At 70.8% G+C, this 16,875-nt stretch carries 15 protein-coding genes; all 15 read left to right on the forward strand.

Features of this window, described 5'->3' with window-relative positions:
* Positions 1 to 172 precede the first annotated feature (172 nt).
* The 15 genes from mraZ to G555_RS0106160 all read left to right on the forward strand — a co-directional run bounded on the left by mraZ (position 173) and on the right by G555_RS0106160 (position 16,870).
* Positions 173 to 598 (forward strand): division/cell wall cluster transcriptional repressor MraZ, encoded by a 426-nt coding sequence (gene mraZ / locus G555_RS0106090; protein WP_028708189.1) that lies wholly within the window; start codon positions 173 to 175, stop codon positions 596 to 598.
* A gap of 143 nt (positions 599 to 741) precedes the next feature.
* Positions 742 to 1,692: a 16S rRNA (cytosine(1402)-N(4))-methyltransferase RsmH gene (gene rsmH / locus G555_RS0106095; protein ID WP_028708190.1), complete on the forward strand. Its 951-nt coding sequence runs from the start codon at positions 742 to 744 to the stop codon at positions 1,690 to 1,692.
* 83 nt (positions 1,693 to 1,775) lie between these two features.
* Complete coding sequence (ftsL, locus tag G555_RS21150) at positions 1,776 to 2,195, forward strand: cell division protein FtsL (protein WP_051208501.1); 420 nt, start codon at positions 1,776 to 1,778, stop codon at positions 2,193 to 2,195.
* A 4-nt stretch (positions 2,196 to 2,199) separates the two neighbouring features.
* A complete protein-coding gene (locus G555_RS18310) occupies positions 2,200 to 4,092 on the forward strand; it encodes a peptidoglycan D,D-transpeptidase FtsI family protein (RefSeq protein ID WP_051208502.1) in 1,893 nt (630 codons plus the stop codon).
* Positions 4,093 to 4,113: 21 nt separating this feature from the next.
* Positions 4,114 to 5,640 carry a UDP-N-acetylmuramoyl-L-alanyl-D-glutamate--2,6-diaminopimelate ligase gene (locus G555_RS18315; RefSeq protein ID WP_245581205.1) on the forward strand — a complete coding sequence of 509 codons (1,527 nt, stop codon included), beginning with the start codon at positions 4,114 to 4,116 and terminating at the stop codon, positions 5,638 to 5,640.
* Positions 5,618 to 7,081, forward strand: a complete 1,464-nt coding sequence (locus tag G555_RS0106115; protein WP_028708191.1) for a UDP-N-acetylmuramoyl-tripeptide--D-alanyl-D-alanine ligase — start codon at positions 5,618 to 5,620, stop codon at positions 7,079 to 7,081. Before G555_RS18315 ends, G555_RS0106115 begins: the two co-directional genes overlap by 23 nt.
* Complete coding sequence (gene mraY, locus G555_RS0106120) at positions 7,066 to 8,136, forward strand: phospho-N-acetylmuramoyl-pentapeptide-transferase (RefSeq protein WP_028708192.1); 1,071 nt, start codon at positions 7,066 to 7,068, stop codon at positions 8,134 to 8,136. Before G555_RS0106115 ends, mraY begins: the two co-directional genes overlap by 16 nt.
* Entirely contained in the window at positions 8,118 to 9,614 is a 1,497-nt protein-coding gene (gene murD / locus G555_RS0106125; RefSeq protein ID WP_028708193.1) for a UDP-N-acetylmuramoyl-L-alanine--D-glutamate ligase, read from the forward strand. The genes mraY and murD overlap by 19 nt, the downstream gene beginning before the upstream one ends.
* Before the next feature lie 9 nt (positions 9,615 to 9,623).
* On the forward strand, positions 9,624 to 10,877 hold the full coding sequence (ftsW, locus tag G555_RS18320; protein WP_084634824.1) for a putative lipid II flippase FtsW: 1,254 nt from the start codon (positions 9,624 to 9,626) through the stop codon (positions 10,875 to 10,877).
* A gap of 8 nt (positions 10,878 to 10,885) precedes the next feature.
* Complete coding sequence (murG, locus tag G555_RS0106135) at positions 10,886 to 11,983, forward strand: undecaprenyldiphospho-muramoylpentapeptide beta-N-acetylglucosaminyltransferase (protein ID WP_028708194.1); 1,098 nt, start codon at positions 10,886 to 10,888, stop codon at positions 11,981 to 11,983.
* Entirely contained in the window at positions 11,980 to 13,389 is a 1,410-nt protein-coding gene (murC, locus tag G555_RS0106140; protein ID WP_028708195.1) for a UDP-N-acetylmuramate--L-alanine ligase, read from the forward strand. The genes murG and murC overlap by 4 nt, the downstream gene beginning before the upstream one ends.
* Positions 13,386 to 14,126, forward strand: a complete 741-nt coding sequence (locus G555_RS0106145; protein WP_028708196.1) for a cell division protein FtsQ/DivIB — start codon at positions 13,386 to 13,388, stop codon at positions 14,124 to 14,126. Before murC ends, G555_RS0106145 begins: the two co-directional genes overlap by 4 nt.
* A 165-nt stretch (positions 14,127 to 14,291) precedes the next feature.
* Entirely contained in the window at positions 14,292 to 15,488 is a 1,197-nt protein-coding gene (gene ftsZ, locus G555_RS0106150) for a cell division protein FtsZ (RefSeq protein ID WP_425413828.1), read from the forward strand.
* A complete protein-coding gene (locus tag G555_RS0106155; RefSeq protein WP_028708198.1) occupies positions 15,489 to 16,256 on the forward strand; it encodes a purine nucleoside phosphorylase YfiH/LACC1 family protein in 768 nt (255 codons plus the stop codon).
* 95 nt (positions 16,257 to 16,351) lie between these two features.
* Complete coding sequence (locus G555_RS0106160) at positions 16,352 to 16,870, forward strand: cell division protein SepF (protein ID WP_028708199.1); 519 nt, start codon at positions 16,352 to 16,354, stop codon at positions 16,868 to 16,870.
* The last annotated feature ends 5 nt before the right edge of the window (positions 16,871 to 16,875 follow it).

A 16,875-nucleotide genomic window follows, 5' to 3' on the forward strand; every position in this document is an offset into this window, starting at 1 on the left:
GGCACCACCTTACAAGCCGGTTCCAGGCAGGGATCCGGAACCCGTCCTGGCCGGTCCGGACACGCCGACGCGCGGTTTTGCCCGCCCGAGGGGGTGTCAGTGGAGGGAAGTGGAGTAAAGTGGTGGCAAGTGGAGGGATTAGGCGTCGTGGAGCGAGGAGGTGGGTGCCGCGATGTTCCTGGGCACATACACCCCGAAGCTCGACGAGAAGGGCCGGATCATCCTTCCGGCCAGGTTCCGCGAGGAGCTGACCGCCGGTCTGGTGCTCGCCCGCAACCAGGAGCGTTCGATCGTGATCTGGCCGCGAGCGGTGTTCGAGGCCGAGGCGCTGCGGGCCCTGGAGGGGCCCTCCACGCTGCAGAAGGTGCGCGACTACCAGCGGATGCTGGCGGCGGGCGCCACGGAGGAGACACCCGACAAGCAGGGGCGGATCACCATCCCGCCTCCGTTGCGGCAGTGGGCCGGCTTGGAGCGGGACGTGGTGGTCATCGGCGCGCTGAACCGCGTCGAGGTGTGGTCACCCGAGGGCTGGGAGGCGTACTCCGCAGCTCAGGAGGAGGCCTTCGCGGGGATGAACGAGATCGTGTTCCCGCAATGACCTGTGCGGGAGCGGCTCCCGCGGTGCGGCTTCGACCCGAGGGTCCGGCCCCCTGGCGCACCTTCCCTGGCGCCAGGTTGTCGGCCTCGGATCGAAACCGGACGGCGGGAGCCGACGAGACGACGAGCGAACGGGGGAGGACCGTGGAGCACCGGCACGTGCCCGTCATGCTCGAGCAGGTCGTGGCTGCGCTGAGCCCCGCCCTGGACCATGCGGGAGCGATCTACGTCGACGGCACCCTCGGTCTGGCCGGGCACGCCGAGGCGATCCTCACCGCCTGCCCCGGGGCTCGCCTGATCGGCATCGACCGTGACCCCCACGCCCTGGCGCGCTCCCGTGAGCGGCTCGCCGGGTTCGGCGACCGGGTCGTCCTCGTCGAAGCGGTCTACGACGAACTGAGCGCGGTGCTCGAACGCCTCGGCACGCCGCCGGTCGCCGCCGTCCTGCTCGACCTGGGGCTCTCCTCGCTGCAGATCGACGACCTGGACCGGGGGTTCTCGTACTCCCAGGACGCGCCGCTGGACATGCGCATGTCGCCCGCCGACGACCTCACCGCGGCCGCTGTCGTCAACACGTACTCCGTCGGCGACCTGGCACGCATCCTGCGCCGGTACGGGGAGGAACGGTTCGCGGACCGGATCGCGGCCCGCATCGTCGCCGCGCGCGAGAGCACGGCGTTCACGCGGACCCGGCAGTTGGCCGACGTCGTGGCCGACGCCATCCCCATGGCGGCGAGGGGCAGCGGGGGCCACCCCGCCAAGCGGACCTTCCAGGCACTGCGGATCGAGGTCAACCGCGAGCTGGACGCGCTCTCCGGCGTCCTCGCGCAAGCGCTGGCCGCCGTCGGCGTCGGTGGCCGCGTCGCCGTCCTCGCCTACCACTCACTGGAGGACAGGGCGGTGAAGCGGGCGTTCCGCGATCGCGTCGAGGTGCGGCTGCCGCCGAACCTGCCCGTGGTCCCCGACCATCTCCGTCCGCGGTTCCGGCTCGTCACTCACGGCGCGCAGCGACCGACCGCCGCCGAGGTGGAGTCCAATCCTCGTGCCGCCTCCGCACGATTCCGAGTCGCCGAACGCATCAGGGAGGACGCATGAGCTCGCTCCGTGCCCCATCGCCCCGGCCGGCCTCACGGCCGACCGCGCCACGGCTGCAACCCGTCCCACGCCGGCGGCGGCAGATGCGGCAGACGCCCTTCATCCTCGTGTTCGTCACCATGCTGGCGCTCGGGATGGTGGGCCTGCTCGTCCTCACCACGAAGCTCCAGGACCAGGCCTTCGAGCTGCGGTCGCTGCAGCAGCAGGCGACGGAACTGAGCTATCGCGAGGCGTCCCTCGAGTCCGACGTCGACAAGGCACGCTCCCCGCAGGCACTGGCCGCGCTGGCGTCCGCGCTGGGCATGCGCGCCAACACGCACGCGGTCTACATCGAACTGCCGTCCGGCAAGATCGTCGGCACCCCGACGAAGGTGAAGGAGTCGGACATGTCGTCGATCGTCGTGAAGACGGCCGAGGAGAGCGCCGCCGAGGCGGCGGCGCGCGCGGAGGCGACACAACAGGCCCAGGCGCGGGCGACGCAGACCCAGTCACAGCAGGGGTAGCCACATGGCCCGTCGGAAGAGTTCTCAGCCGCTGCTCGAACGCATCATCGACCGGGTGGAGTCCCGCCCGCGGCGACGTCGCCCGCGTCGCAACCGCAAACTGAAGGTCGGTTCGACCCCCCGACGCATCCAGGCGGCTCTCCTCGTGTGCGCCATCCTCGCGTCGGTCGCCGCCGGCCGAGCCATCACGATCCAGGTGTTCGACCCGAGCGCCTATGCCGAGGCGGCCGCACGCGAGATGACGGCCTCGCGCGTCCTGGCCGCGAACCGAGGCGAGATCACAGACCGCAACGGCACCCCCTTGGCCGTGTCGGTGCCCGCGGTGACCGTCGTCGCCGACCCCCTCCTGATCGCCACCAACGGAAAGCTCGACACGGCCGACATGACCGAGGAGGACAAGCAGCAGGCCGCGGCCGCGCCGGCCCTGATCGCGGCGGTCCTCGCCAAGCATCTCGGAGAGTCCGCCGACACCTACCTGTCCCAGCTCACCAAGCAGAACACCCGCTACTCGATCCTCGCGAAGAAGGTGATGGCCAGCACCTACCTGGACATCGCCAGCGATCTCAGCGCGCAGGACCTGATCGGCGTCTACCGGGAGCAGACGCCGGACCGGACCTATCCCAACGGGACGTTGGCGGCCAACATCATCGGCTTCGTCAACTCCGAAGGCAGCGGTGCCGCCGGGCTCGAGTACTCGCTCGACTCGTCCCTCACCGGAACAGACGGACTCGAGGTGTACGAGACCTCCCCGAACGGCCGCATCCCGCTCGGCTCCAACGTCGTGACCGCCGCCGAGGACGGCACCAGCTACCAGTTGACCATCGACTCCGAGCTCCAGTGGACGCTCGAGGCGCGGCTGGCGGCACAGGTGAAGACGAGCGGTGCCACGTCCGGCACGGGCATCGTCATGAACGTGAAGACCGGCGAGATCCTCGCGATGGCGAACACGAACACCTACGACCCGAACAACCCCGGCGACGCGGACGCCTCGGCGACCGGCAACGACGCGATCATGTCGACGTACGAGCCCGGGTCCGTGCAGAAGCTGGCCACGGTGGCGGCGCTGCTGGACACCGGCACCATCACGCCCGAGACGCGGGTCGTCGTCCCGAACACGATCCAGTCGGCCGACAAGCGCATCAAGGACGCCTGGACGCACGGCACCATGTATCTCACCGCCCGCGGGGTCGTGGCGTACTCGTCCAACGTCGGGACGGTCAAGCTCGCACGCCAGATGGACAAGGCCACGCTGGCGGAGTACCTGTCCAAGCTGGGCTTCGGCTCGACGACCGGGCTTCCGCTGGCCGGGGAGGCGACGGGATCCATCCCGGGTGCCGACATGAGCGATCAGACCCGCGACCAGGTCGCGTTCGGCCAGGGGCTGTCCGTCACCGCCGTGCAGGAGGCGGCCGCGGTGGCGGCCCTCGTCAACGGCGGCGTGTACCACCAGCCCACGATCATCACGTCGGCGACCGACGGCGACGGGAACGCCGTCCCGGTCGCCCAGCAGACCGCGAAGCGCGTCGTCAGCGAGACCACCTCGTCGCAGATCCGCGACATGATGGAGGCGATGGCGAAGATGTCGGCGCGACAGGGCAATCGCAGTGTGGCCCTGGACGACTTCCGCAGCGGCGCGAAGACGGGCACGGCCCAGCGGTACGACTCGTCATGCGGCTGCTACCGGGGCTATGTCGTCTCCGTCATCGGCGCGGCGCCGATCGAGGATCCCCAGATCCTCACGTACATCGTCATCGACCAGCCGGGCAAGGGGTACCAGAGCGGCAACCTCGCCGCGGGGCCGGTCTACAAGGACATCATGCAGTTGGCCCTCGTCCGGTACGGCGTCGCACAGTCCACGACGACGAGTCCGGACACGGCGGTCACCTACAACCCATGACGACTTGGGTAGCGTGACCCTGTGAGCCCCGCGCACGTCCGACCCGCCGCCGTTCCGGGTATGGCCCTGTCCCTGTTGGGGGTGGACCATCCCGGTCGCGTCACCGGCGTGACCCTCGACTCGCGGGCGGTCGCACCCGGAGACCTCTATGTCGCGCTCCCGGGGTCGCGGACGCACGGAGCCGGCTTCGCCGCGCAGGCCGTCGCGGCCGGGGCGGTCGCGATCCTCACCGATCCGGCGGGCGCGCCGGCAGGCACCGCGACGGGGGTCCCGGTCGTGGTCGTCGACGATCCGAGGGCGGTGATGGGACGCATCGCGGCCGACGTCTACGGACGTCCCGGCGACCGGCTCTTCCTGTACGGCGTGACCGGCACGAACGGGAAGACGAGCACCGCGATCCTCGTGCAGGCGGGGCTGGCGGCCGCGGACGTCCCCGCCGCCAGCATCGGGACGCTCGGGTTCCGTGTCCGGGGAGAGCAGTTGGAGACCGGGCGGACGACCATCACGACACCCGAGGCGCCCGATCTGCAGGCATTGCTGGCCCTGATGGTCGAGCGGGGCGTGGCGGCGGTCGCGATGGAGGTGTCCTCGCATGCGCTCGCACAGGACAGAGTGGCGGAGCTGACCTTCGACGTCGCGGCGTTCACGATGCTCGGCAGGGACCATCTCGAGTACCACCACACGATGGAGGCGTACTTCGCGGCCAAGGAACGGCTGTTCCTGGACGGGAGGTCGCGGGTGCAGGTCGTCAGCGTGGATGACCGGTGGGGCCGGCGTCTCGCCGACGCGGTGCGCGGTCAGGGTCGTCGGCCGGTGACCACGGGATTCTCGATCGACGCCGACTACCGGATCGTCGCCTGGGCGGCCGACGACGAGTCCGGCGGGACGCGGGCCCGCCTTGCGACCCCGAGGGGAACGCTCTCGCTGGCCCTCGCGCTCCCGGGCGAGTTCAACGTCCGCAACGCCGTGACCGCGATCGCGATGCTCGACGCGGGCGGTGTGGACATCGCAGCGGCGCTGCCCGGTGTCTCCACCGCGCAGATCCCCGGCCGGATGCAGCGGGTCGAGCTGCCCGGGGCGGCGCCGCGGGTCGTGGTCGACTTCGCGCACACGCCGGAGGCAGTGGATGCGGCTCTCCGCTCGCTGCCGGGCCGGATCGTCGCGGTCGTGGGCAGCGGTGGTGACCGCGACCCCGCGAAGCGTGCCCCGATCGGCGCCGCCGCGGCGCGGCACGCCGCCGTCGTGGTCGTGACCGACGACAATCCCCGCACCGAGGATCCAGCGCTGATCCGCGCGGCCGTCGCGGCCGGTGCTCGCGAGGAGGCCGCAGGACAGCCCCGCCACGTGGACGTCGTCGAACAGGGCGGACGCAGGGACGCCATCGCCCTGGCCCTCGACCGCGCCCGGCCCGGCGACTGGGTCGCGATCCTCGGCAAGGGTCACGAGCAGGGACAGACGATCGGGACCGACGTGATCCCGTTCGACGATGTGACCGTCGTGCGGGCGGTCTGGGACGGGAGGGCGGATGGATCCGACCACGCTGAATGAGCTGGCACGGGCGGTGGCCGGTGAGGTGATGCGAGGCGACCCCGCGACCGCGGTGGGCCCCGATGTCGTCATCGACTCCCGGCTGGCGACCCCCGGCGCCGTGTTCATCGCGTTCCCGGGCGAGCGGGTCGACGGGCACGAGTTCGTCGACGCGGCGCGCGCCGGCGGCGCAGCGGTCGCGATCGTGACCCGGCCGGTCGACGCCGGCATCCCGCAGATCCGCTGCGGCGACGCCCAGGAGGCGTTGTCCGCGCTCGCCCGCGATGTCGTCGGGCGAGCACGGCAGGGTGGACTCCGGACGGTCGCGCTCACCGGGTCGTCGGGCAAGACGAGCACCAAGGACCTGATCGCGCAGGTGCTGGAGGCCGCAGGTCCCACCGTGGCTCCGGTCGGCTCGTTCAACAACGAGATCGGCGTGCCCCTCACAGCGTGCCGTGTGACCGCTCGAACCCGGTACCTCGTGTCCGAGATGGGTGCTCGCGGTCACGGGCACATCGCGTGGCTGTGCGGGATCGTCCCGCCCGGCATCGCCGCCGTCCTGAACGTCGGAACCGCGCATCTGGGCGAGTTCGGCTCGATCGACGACATCGCGGCCGCGAAGGGGGAGATCGTCGAGGCGGTGCCGGCCGGCGGCTGGGCGGTGCTCAACGCCGCCGACCCGCGTGTCGCGGCGATGGCGTCCCGCACCCGGGCGCGGATCGCGTGGTTCTCGGCCGACGGGCGTCCCGGGCTGCCCGGCGACGTGCAGGTGTGGGCATCCGGCATCGAGGTGGACGCCCTCGCGAGGCCCCGGTTCACCCTCCACGTGGCCGACGGTGGCGCCGAGCGGGCCGCGCCCGTCGCGCTACGGGTCCTGGGACGGCACGCGGTGGCGAACGCCCTGGCCGCCGCGGCGGTCGGGATCGCAGCCGGGCTCGACCCGGCGGACATCGCCGGCACGTTGTCCTCCGCCGGGCCGAGGTCTCGATGGCGTCTGGAGCTGACGGAGCGCGCCGACGGCGTTGCGGTCCTCAACGACACCTACAACGCCAACCCGGATTCGATGCGAGCCGGGCTGGAGGCGCTGCGCGACCTCGGCGTCGCCCGCCGCCGTGCGCACCCGGGGGCGCGACTGGTGGCCGTCCTGGGGGAGATGCGCGAGCTCGGCCCGGGCGCGGCCGCTGCGCACGCCGCCGTGGGCAGGATGGCCGCCGAGGCCGGCGTCGACCGGCTCGTCTGCCTCGGGCCGTTCGCGACCGACCTCGCCGCGGGGGCCCGGAGCGCCGACCCGCCGGTGGCGACCGTCGATCAGGCGGAGGACAAGTCCACGGTCGCCGCGCTGCTCGCTCCCTACCTGCGGACCGGCGACGCCGTCCTCGTGAAGGCCTCGCGCGGGGCGGAACTCGATACGGTGGCCGCGGACCTGTTGAAAGGCGGAGGTGGCGAATGCTCGCAATCCTGATCGCCGGGGGCGTGGCCATGCTGGCCACGCTTCTCGGGACGCGACTGGCGATCGGCGTGATGGTGAAACACGGGTACGGCCAGTTCATCCGCGAGGACGGCCCCACCACGCACCAGTCCAAGCGCGGCACGCCCACCATGGGCGGGATCGTCATCGTCATCGCCGTCTTCCTCGGGTACTTCGTCGCGCACCTCGCCTTGTGGACGCCCCCGACGGCCTCGTCACTCCTGGTCCTGTTCCTGTTCGGCGGCCTGGCGGTCGTGGGCTTCCTGGACGACTTCCTCAAGCTCTCCCGGGAGCAGTCGCTCGGACTCGGCGCGCGGGCGAAGCTGGCCGGCCAGATCGGCGTCGGCGTCCTCTTCGGCGTCGGCACGCTGCTGTTCCCCGACGAGCGCGGCGTCACCCCGGGAAGCTCGTTCGTCTCCGGGCTGCGTGACATCGGCTGGCTGGCTCTGCCGCCGGTGCTGGCCGTGATCTGGATGACGTTCCTGTCGACAGGGCTGTCCAACGCCGTCAACCTCACCGATGGCCTCGACGGCCTGGCGACCGGCACATCGGCGATGGTGTTCGGCGGGTACACGATCATCACGATCTGGCAGTACGGTCAGTCGTGCGGATCCCTGTCGACCGTGTCCGCCCGCTGCTACGAGGTACGCGACCCCTACGACCTGGCCGTTGTCGCACTCGCTCTCGCCGGCGCCTGTTTCGGCTTCCTGTGGTGGAACGCGGCCCCAGCGAAGATCTTCATGGGCGACACCGGGTCGCTGGCCCTCGGCGGCGCTCTCGCCGGGCTGGCGGTCACGACCCGCACCGAGCTGCTGTCGCTGCTCATCGGCGGTCTGTTCGTGATCATCACGATGTCGGTGATGCTGCAGGTCGGCTACTTCAAGCTCACCAAGGGGAAACGACTGTTCAAGATGGCACCTCTGCAGCACCACTTCGAACTTCTCGGCTGGAGCGAGATCACGATCGTCATCCGATTCTGGATCATCGCCGGGCTGTGCATGTCCATCGGGCTCGGCCTCTTCTATGCGGAATGGGTCGCGGGACTATGAGTGCCTCCGACTGGCTGGCGGGCGCGGATCGCACGTCGCCCTGGCGCGAGGCGCGCGTCGTCGTCGCCGGACTCGGAAGGTCCGGCTTCGCGTCCGCCGACGCCCTCCTCGAGCTCGGCGCGAGCGTCGAGGTCGTCGACGATGCCGACTCCGGTGCCACGGCCGACCGCGGGAAGCTGCTCGGCATCCTCGGCGGACGCCTCACGCTCGGCCCCGGCTCGTCCGCCGTGCTTCCCCCTGCCGACCTCGTGATCGCCTCGCCCGGGTGGCGTCCGTCGTTCCCGCTGCTGGCTCAGGCGGCCGCGGCGGGCATCCCGATCTGGAGCGAGGTCGAACTGGCCTGGCGGCTTTCGCACCCCGACCGGGCGGTGCCGTGGCTGGGCGTGACCGGCACGAACGGCAAGACGACGACCGTCAACATGGTGGAGTCGATGCTGTCGGCCGGCGGATACCGGGTCGCCGCGGTCGGCAACGTCGGCCGCCCTGTCATGGAGGCGGTGCTGGACGACGCGCCCTACGACGTCTTCGCGGTCGAGCTCTCGAGCTTCCAGTTGCACTACACGCACACGCTGTCGCTGCACTCCGCCGTCGTCACCAACCTGCATGCCGATCATCTGGAGTGGTACGCCGATCCGGACGCATGGCCGCGGCCGGACAGCTCTCCGTACGAGGCATACGGGGCTGACAAGGCCCGGATCTACGAACGCACCCAGCAGGCGTGCGTGTACAACGTCGCCGACCTGGCCACCGAGCACATGGTCGAGGAGGCGGACGTGATCGAGGGCGCCAGGGCGATCGGCTTCACGCTCGGGATTCCGCGCATCTCCATGCTCGGGGTCGTGGACGACCTCCTCGTCGACCGCGCGTTCATCGCGCAGCGGCGCGACTCGGCGGTCGAACTGGCCCGGCTGTCGGATGTCCACCCCTATGCCCCGCACAACGTCGAGAACGCTCTCGCCGCGGCCGCGCTGGCACGCTCGTTCGGCGTCCGCGAGGTGGACGTGGCGCAGGGCCTGCGTGCGCTGCGCATCGGCGACCACCGCATCCAGACCGTTGCCGAGGTGTCCGGTGTCACCTACGTGGATGACTCGAAGGCGACGAATCCGCATGCGGCCGGGGCGTCGCTGCGCGCGTTCGAATCCGTGGTGTGGATCGCGGGCGGGCAGGCGAAGGGAACCTCCTTCGACGACCTCGTCGCCACCACGGCAGGCCGCCTTCGCGGCGCGGTCGTGCTGGGCGTCGACCGGGACGTCGTGGCCGACGCCCTCGCCCGACACGCACCCGATGTCCCGGTGATCGTCCTCGAGCGCATGGACACTGAGGTCATGGCCGAGGCCGTCGCCGCCGCCGCGGCGATGGCGCAGCCGGGTGATGTGGTTCTGCTGGCACCCGGGTGCGCCAGTCTCGACATCTTCACGGGGTACGCCGACAGGGGCGAGGCGTTCGCTCGCGCGGCACGAGGACTGACGGAGGGATGAGAAGCGTCGATGGCGTTGACCACGACCTCGGGTAAGCCCGGCACACGGCTGTTCGGGCGGACCGGCGTGCTCGCGCAGGCGCTCGGCCAGCCGCTGACCAGCTACTACCTGGTGCTCGTCGCCGCGTCGCTGCTGGTGGCGATCGGGGTCATGATGGTCCAGTCGGCCTCCAGCGTGTACGCCCAGGTGCAGACCGGCGACCCGTACTTCTTCTTCAAGCGGCAGTTGCTCTTCCTCGGTGTGGGGGTCGTCGTGGCGACCGTTCTCAGCCGGCTGTCCCTGCGGATGCTGCGGATGCTGGGCTGGGCCGGCGTGCTGCTCGCCTATGCGTTGCTGCTGTGCACGTTCATCCCCGGTCTGGGCCGTGAGGTGTCGGGCAACAGGAACTGGGTGCAGTTCGGCACGTCGATCCTGCGCTTCCAGCCGTCGGAGTTCGCGAAGCTCGCCATCGTCGTGTGGGGCGCCGATGTCCTCGCACGGAAGGCGAAGCTGCTCGACCAGCCGCGTCACCTGCTCATCCCGTTCGCCCCGATCAGCATGGGTCTCATCGGGATCGTGCTGCTGCAGCGCGATCTGGGCACCGCCATGGTGATGGGCGCGATGGTGATGGTCATCCTGTTCGTGGTCGGGGCGCCGTTCCGAGTCCTCGGCGGCATCGTGGGCGTCGCCGCCGTGGCGGTCGTGGGCCTCGTCGCGACGTCGGGGAACCGCCTGGAGCGCATCTTCGGCTTCCTCAATCCCGAGACCGACGCGCTGGGGATCAACCAGCAACCGATCCGAGGAGCGTTCGCCCTTGCCAGCGGCGGGTGGTGGGGGTTGGGCCTCGGTGCGAGCCGTCAGAAGTGGGGCATGCTCGCCGAGTCCCACACCGACTTCATCTTCGCCGTCATCGGGGAGGAGCTCGGCCTGATGGGCACCCTGGCCGTCATCGGGCTGTTCATCGTCCTGGGCTATGCCGGTTTCCGGGTCGCGCTTCGTTCCGACTCCCTGTTCACCAGGTACGCCGCCGCGGGCGTGACCGCCTGGTTCATGATCCAGTCCCTCGTCAACATCGCCGTCGTCCTGCGACTGCTGCCCGTCTTCGGCGTGCCGCTACCGTTCATCTCCTACGGTGGATCGGCGCTGCTGGCCAACCTGGCAGCGCTCGGCATCCTGCTCAATTGTGCGCGAAACGAGCCTGCCGCCCGGAAGCTGCTTGCGCAGCGCCGGGTGACGCGGTCGCGTGCCAAGGTGAGCACCGTGGTGCAGGGACGCGGAGCTTAGGGGGAGTCATGACGCAGGTGGTTCTGGCGGGCGGGGGCACGGCCGGCCATACGTCGCCGCTGATCGCGACGGCGCAGCGGCTGCAGGAGGTGCAGCCTGACATCGACGTGACGGCCGTGGGCACGGCGAAGGGCCTTGAGTCCCGCGTGATCCCGGCGGCGGGGCTTCCCCTCGTCCTGATCCCTCCGGTTCCGCTGCCGCGTTCCCTGAGCCCTCGGTTGCTGACGGTGCCGTTCCGGCTCGGCAAGGCGGTGGTCGAGGCCCGGCGGGTGCTGCGGCGAGCGGGTGCCGATGTCGTGGTGGGGTTCGGCGGGTATGTCGCGCTGCCGGTGTATCTGGCGGCGGCGACGCTGCGGATCCCGGTCGTGGTGCACGAGCAGAATGCCGTTCCCGGCCTGGCGAACAAGGTGGCCGCGCGGTTCGCCCGCGCGGTGGTGACGTCGTTTCCGCACACCCCGCTGCCGAACGCCCGGGCGCTCGGGCTCCCTGTGCGTCGCGGGATCTCCGAGCTGGACCGCGACGCCGCCCGGCCCGCGGCCCGTGCGGCGCTCGGACTGGACGGACATCGCCCGACACTGCTGGTGTCGGGCGGGTCGCAGGGCGCGCGGCGTCTCAACGTCGCGACGCGCGACGCGCTCCCACGGCTCCTCGCCGCCGGCGTGCAGGTGCTGCACGTGCTCGGTCCCCGGAACCTGACGGCCGACACGGTCCCCGTCTCCGACGCGGAGACCGGCGCCCGGTACCTGCCTGTCGCGTATGTCGACCGGATGGAGGACGCGTACGCGGCGGCCGACTTCATGGTCGGGCGCGCCGGTGCCGGCACGGTTGCCGAGACGGCCGTGGTGGGCCTGCCCGCGCTGTTCGTCCCGCTGCCGCACGGAAACGGCGAGCAGGCGCGCAACGCCGAGCCGAGCGTGAGCGCGGGCGCATCGCTGCTGGTGGTCGACGAGGAACTCACGGCGGACCGGCTGCTGGCCGAGGTGCTGCCCCTGATGTCCGACCACGAGACGCTCGCCGCCATGAGCGCGGCAGGCAGGGGGCTTGTGCCGGGGGACGCCGCGGGTGCGCTCGCGCACGTGGTCCTCGGCGCCGCGGAGGTGCAGTGATGCTCGTCGAACCCGTCAGCCTGCGGCCGGTCGCGCAACTCGGTGCGGTGCACTTCGTGGCGATCGGCGGGTCCGGGATGGCCCCGATCGCCCTGCTGTACCACGAGTCGGGCGTCGAGGTCAGCGGCAGTGATCGCAGCGACTCCGCGACGATGCGCCTGCTGCGGGACGCCGGCATCACCGTGTACGTGGGTCATGATGCGGCGCATCTGGGCAGCGCCCGCACGGTCGTCGTGTCGAGCGCGATCGGCGAGTCCAATCCCGAGGTGCAGGCGGCCCGCGAGCGGGATCTGCGGGTATGGCACCGCAGCGCAGCGCTCGGCGCCCTGCTGCTCGGCCGCCGGGGCGTCGCCGTCACGGGCACGCACGGCAAGACGACGACGAGCGCCATGACGGCGATGGCCTTGGCCGCCGCCGGGGAGAGTCCGGGATACGTCGTGGGCGCGGTCCTCGCCGATACCGGCAGGGCGTCGTGCCTCGGCAGCGGGACCGACTTCGTCGTCGAGGCCGACGAGAGCGACGGCAGTTTCCGCCAGTACCCCGTCGAGACCTTCGTCGTGACGAACATCGAGGCCGACCACCTCGACAACTGGGGCACGCCCGAGGCGTACTACGCGGGGTACGGCGAAGCCGTGCGCGGCGACGAGGTGCGCCAGGTCGTCGCCTGCATCGACGATCCCGGGGCTGCGCGCCTGGTCGCCGAGCTGCGGGCCGAGGATCGGCGCGTCGTGACCTACGGCACGGACGCGAGCGCCGATCTGCGGATCGAGGCGCCGCGGTTCGAGGGGTCCGGTGCGCGCGCCGGCCTCGTCATCGAGGACGAGCACCATGATCTCGTGCTCGGCGTTCCCGGACTGCACAACCTGCGCAATGCCGCAGCCGCCGTGGCGGTCGGACTGCTGCGTTCCATCCCGGCCGCCGACTCGCTGGCGGCCCTGCGGGGGTTCCACGGGACGTCGCGGCGATTCGAGTTCGTCGGTCGTTGGCGCGGGGCAGCGGTCTACGACGACTATGCCCACCATCCGACCGAGGTCGCGGCCGCCCTCACGGCGGCACGTACGGTCGCGGGCGCAGGACGGGTGATCGCCTGCTTCCAGCCTCACCTGTTCACGCGGACGCGGACCTTCGCGGTCGAGTTCGCGGCCGCCCTCGCGCTCGCCGATGAGATCGTCGTCTGTCCGATCTACCCGGCGCGGGAGCAGCCGATTCCAGGCGTGACGTCCGCTCTCATCACCGACCGGCTGCGGGCCGACGAGCGTGCCGGAGTTCACGATGTCGCCTCGTTGGACGAGGCGGCGGACCTGCTTGCCGGGCTCGCGCGCCCGGGCGACCTCGTCCTCACCCTCGGCGCGGGCGACGTCACCACGGTCGGGCCGCTTCTCCGGGAGCGGCGGGAACCGACGTGAGCGCGCCCGCCCGCCCGCCGCGCGTCTCGGACGCCACCCAGCGGATCCGGTCGCGCCGGCGGCGGACCCGCCTGCGGCGGCTCCGGGGGATCGGCATCGCGGTCGTGGTCGTCGCTCTGGTCGTGGGGGCCGGGTGGCTGTTCGGGTTCTCCTCGGTGTTCGCGGTCCGCGATGTGTCGGTCACGGGCACGGCGGTGCTGAAACCGGAGGTGGTGGAGCAGCTCGCCCAGGTTCCCGTCGGCGCGCCGTTGGCCACGGTCGACCCGGAGCCGATCGCAGCGCGGGTGGCGAACGTGCCCGAGGTGAAGTCGGTCACGGTGTCGCGCGCCTGGCCCGACGGGATCAGGATCGAGGTGACCGAGCGAACCGCGGCGTATGCGGTGTCCTCGACGACGGCGGGCGAATACTGGCTCGTGGACGACACCGGGGTCGTGTTCCACACCGTGACCACGGTGCCCAAGGGGCTGCTCGTGGCGACATCGTCGACGGTCGAGGTGCCGGTGCTGCAGGATGTGGCCACGGTGGTGGCGGCGCTTCCCGACGATCTGCGGAAGCGGGTGACGTCCCTGAAGGTGACGTCGGGCGACGACATCACGCTCGTGCTGACGAAGAACGCCCAGGTGGTGTGGGGGAGCGCGACCGACTCCGAGCTGAAGGGGCGTGTCGCCGCCGCGCTGCTGAAGGTGAGCGCGCGCGTCTACGACGTCTCGAGTCCGACATACCCGGTGACCCGCTGAAGGCAAGCGCCGCGTCAGGGTCAAGTTGAGGTTGAGACCCGTGCGGTGCCCGGGGGTGTCGATGGACACTCTTCCGGCCGGTTGCATAGCCTGTGTCAAAGGTCCTGGTCCGCTGGTGGCTTCCCTTCGCACTTGCACCTTGAGACTTGGCTCTGACCATCACGAATGCTGAGGGAAAAGGTTACTCGGGTGTCAACTGCGTCGCAGAACTACTTGGCGGTGATCAAGGTCGTCGGTGTCGGTGGCGGCGGGGTGAACGCCGTGAACCGCATGATCGAGGCCGGTCTCCGTGGCGTCGAGTTCATCGCCGTCAACACGGACGCGCAGGCGCTCCTCATGAGCGACGCCGACGTGAAGCTCGACATCGGGCGCGAGCTGACCCGCGGTCTCGGTGCCGGAGCCGATCCCGAGAAGGGGCGCCAGGCCGCCGAGGATCATGTCGACGAGATCGAAGAGGTGCTGAAGGGTGCCGACATGGTCTTCGTCACAGCCGGCGAGGGCGGTGGCACCGGCACGGGAGGCGCGCCGGTGGTCGCGCGTGTCGCCCGGTCTCTCGGAGCATTGACGATCGGCGTTGTGACAAGGCCTTTCTCCTTCGAGGGAAAGCGGCGTGGCACACAGGCCGAGTCGGGGATCGAGGCGCTGCGCGACGAGGTCGACACCCTCATCGTCATCCCCAACGACAAGCTGCTGGAGATGACCGACCACCAGGTCGCCATCATCGACGCGTTCAAGCAGGCCGATCAGGTGTTGATGCAGGGCGTCTCCGGCATCACCGACCTCATCACGACGCCCGGCCTGATCAACCTCGACTTCGCCGACGTGAAGGCCGTCATGTCGAATGCCGGTTCGGCGCTGATGGGCATCGGCTCGGCTCGTGGCGAGGACCGGGCCCGCGCCGCGGCCGAGATGGCCGTCTCGTCGCCGCTGCTGGAGGCGAGCATCGACGGTGCCCACGGCGTCCTGCTGTCCATCGCGGGCGGCTCCGATCTCGGCCTGTTCGAGGTCTCCGCCGCCGCAAATCTCGTGCAGTCGGCCGCGCACGAGGATGCCAACATCATCTTCGGCACCGTGATCAACGACGCTCTCGGCGACGAGGTCAAGGTGACGGTCATCGCTGCCGGATTCGACGGGAACCAGTTGGGACGCCGCCAGCCCGCCGCCACACGCTTCCCCGAAGGCCGCGGGGCCGAGGTGCGCCAGCCGGCCTCACCGGGCCGGCCGGTCGTCGGCAACACCCCGGTGGGCGGCGCTCCGGCGCAGCCGCAGAGCTACCCGAACCCGGCTTCCGAGGCGCCGCGCACGCACCGCAAGCCGCCTGTCGACGACGACGAGCTCGACATCCCCGACTTCCTCAAGTAGGTGTACGGCTTCCGCAGCGACCCCGCCGCCACCGGGATCGGTGTGGCGTTCACCCACCGGTGGGGTGGCGTCAGCGAGGGTCCCTTCGAGGCGCTCAATCTGGGCCGGACCGATCTCGACCACTCCGCGTCGGTCGTGGAGAACTTCGCGCGCCTGCGGGATTCGCTGGCGGTCGACAGCGTCCACGTCGTGCACCAGGTGCACGGCACGACCGTCCACGAGGTGACCACCGAGGAGGCGGCGGGGTGGTCGCCGACCAGTCCGCTCGGTGACGGCGCTCCCGGTCAGGATCCGCTGCCGGTGGCCGACGCCGTCGTGACGGGTGTTCCGGGTGCTGCGATCGCGATTCGCGTGGCCGACTGCCTGCCTGTGCTGCTCGCCGCGCCTCGCGAGCGTCTCGTGGCGGCGGTCCACGCAGGCCGGGTCGGCCTGCTGAGCGGCGTGGTCCAGGCGACGATCGAGGCGATGCGGCGGCGTGGCGCCGGGGAGATCTCGGCGTGGATCGGTCCGCATATCTGCGGCGACTGCTACGAGGTTCCCGCCACCATGGCTGCGCATGCGGCCGAGATCCTGCCCGCGACCGCCGCGCGCACGACCTGGGGGACGCCCGCCATCGACCTCGCCGCCGGTGCGGTGGCGGTCCTCGCCGAGGCGGGGATCGGGGTCGAGCACGTCGGTCCGTGCACGCGAACCGATCCCTCCTACTTCTCCCACCGCAGCGATCCGGCCGCGGGCCGGCAGGCCGGTGTGATCTGGATCGCCCGCTGACATGGGGCGACGCGTGGGCGTGTCGTCCGCGTCCTCACCGTCCCGCAGGGGGGCCCGCGGTAGTCTCGAAACACGCCTAGCTGTGGAGGACGAACATGGGCTTGATGCGGAGCACCGCGGTGTGGCTCGGCCTCGTGGAGGACCCGAACGACAAGGACGACGTCGATCTCGAACTGACCCAGGACTACACGAAGTCCAGTGAGCCGGTCAGCTCCGCCGAGGGGTCGTCCGGCCGCTCGTCCTCGCCCCAGACGGGCACCGTCACCCGACTCGAGACGAAGTGGGAGAACTCGGCTGTGGCACCCTCCGAACCCGCCGACGAGCCGTCGGTCGCGGATCTGAGCCGGATCGTGACCGTGCACCCGCGCACCTTCAACGAGGCGCGCGTGATCGGTGAGCACTTCCGTGACCAGATTCCCGTCATCGTCAACCTGACCGACATGGACCACACCGACGCCAAGCGCCTCGTCGACTTCTCGGCGGGCCTCATCTTTGGGCTGCGTGGCACGATTGAGCGCATCACCAGCAACGTCTTCCTGCTCTCACCGCACAATGTGATGGTCGCGGCCGAGGACAAGGAACGGATCGCTGGAGGTTTCTTCAACCAGTCCTAGGAGCC

Origin of the sequence: Propionicicella superfundia DSM 22317 (assembly GCF_000423465.1) — a bacterium.
GTDB lineage: Bacteria > Actinomycetota > Actinomycetes > Propionibacteriales > Propionibacteriaceae > Propionicicella > Propionicicella superfundia.

Excerpts from the sequence above, each read along its gene's own strand:
- mraZ (WP_028708189.1), top strand. The coding sequence starts at position 173 with ATGTTCCTGGGCACATACACCCCGAAGCTCGACGAGAAGGGCCGGATC.
- G555_RS0106115 (WP_028708191.1), top strand. The coding sequence starts at position 5,618 with ATGGATCCGACCACGCTGAATGAGCTGGCACGGGCGGTGGCCGGTGAG.
- G555_RS0106160 (WP_028708199.1), top strand. The coding sequence starts at position 16,352 with ATGGGCTTGATGCGGAGCACCGCGGTGTGGCTCGGCCTCGTGGAGGAC.
- G555_RS18310 (WP_051208502.1), top strand. The coding sequence starts at position 2,200 with ATGGCCCGTCGGAAGAGTTCTCAGCCGCTGCTCGAACGCATCATCGAC.
- murD (WP_028708193.1), top strand. The coding sequence starts at position 8,118 with ATGGGTCGCGGGACTATGAGTGCCTCCGACTGGCTGGCGGGCGCGGAT.
- mraY (WP_028708192.1), top strand. The coding sequence starts at position 7,066 with ATGCTCGCAATCCTGATCGCCGGGGGCGTGGCCATGCTGGCCACGCTT.
- ftsZ (WP_425413828.1), top strand. The coding sequence starts at position 14,292 with ATGCTGAGGGAAAAGGTTACTCGGGTGTCAACTGCGTCGCAGAACTAC.
- ftsL (WP_051208501.1), top strand. The coding sequence starts at position 1,776 with ATGCGGCAGACGCCCTTCATCCTCGTGTTCGTCACCATGCTGGCGCTC.
- murG (WP_028708194.1), top strand. The coding sequence starts at position 10,886 with ATGACGCAGGTGGTTCTGGCGGGCGGGGGCACGGCCGGCCATACGTCG.
- ftsW (WP_084634824.1), top strand. The coding sequence starts at position 9,624 with ATGGCGTTGACCACGACCTCGGGTAAGCCCGGCACACGGCTGTTCGGG.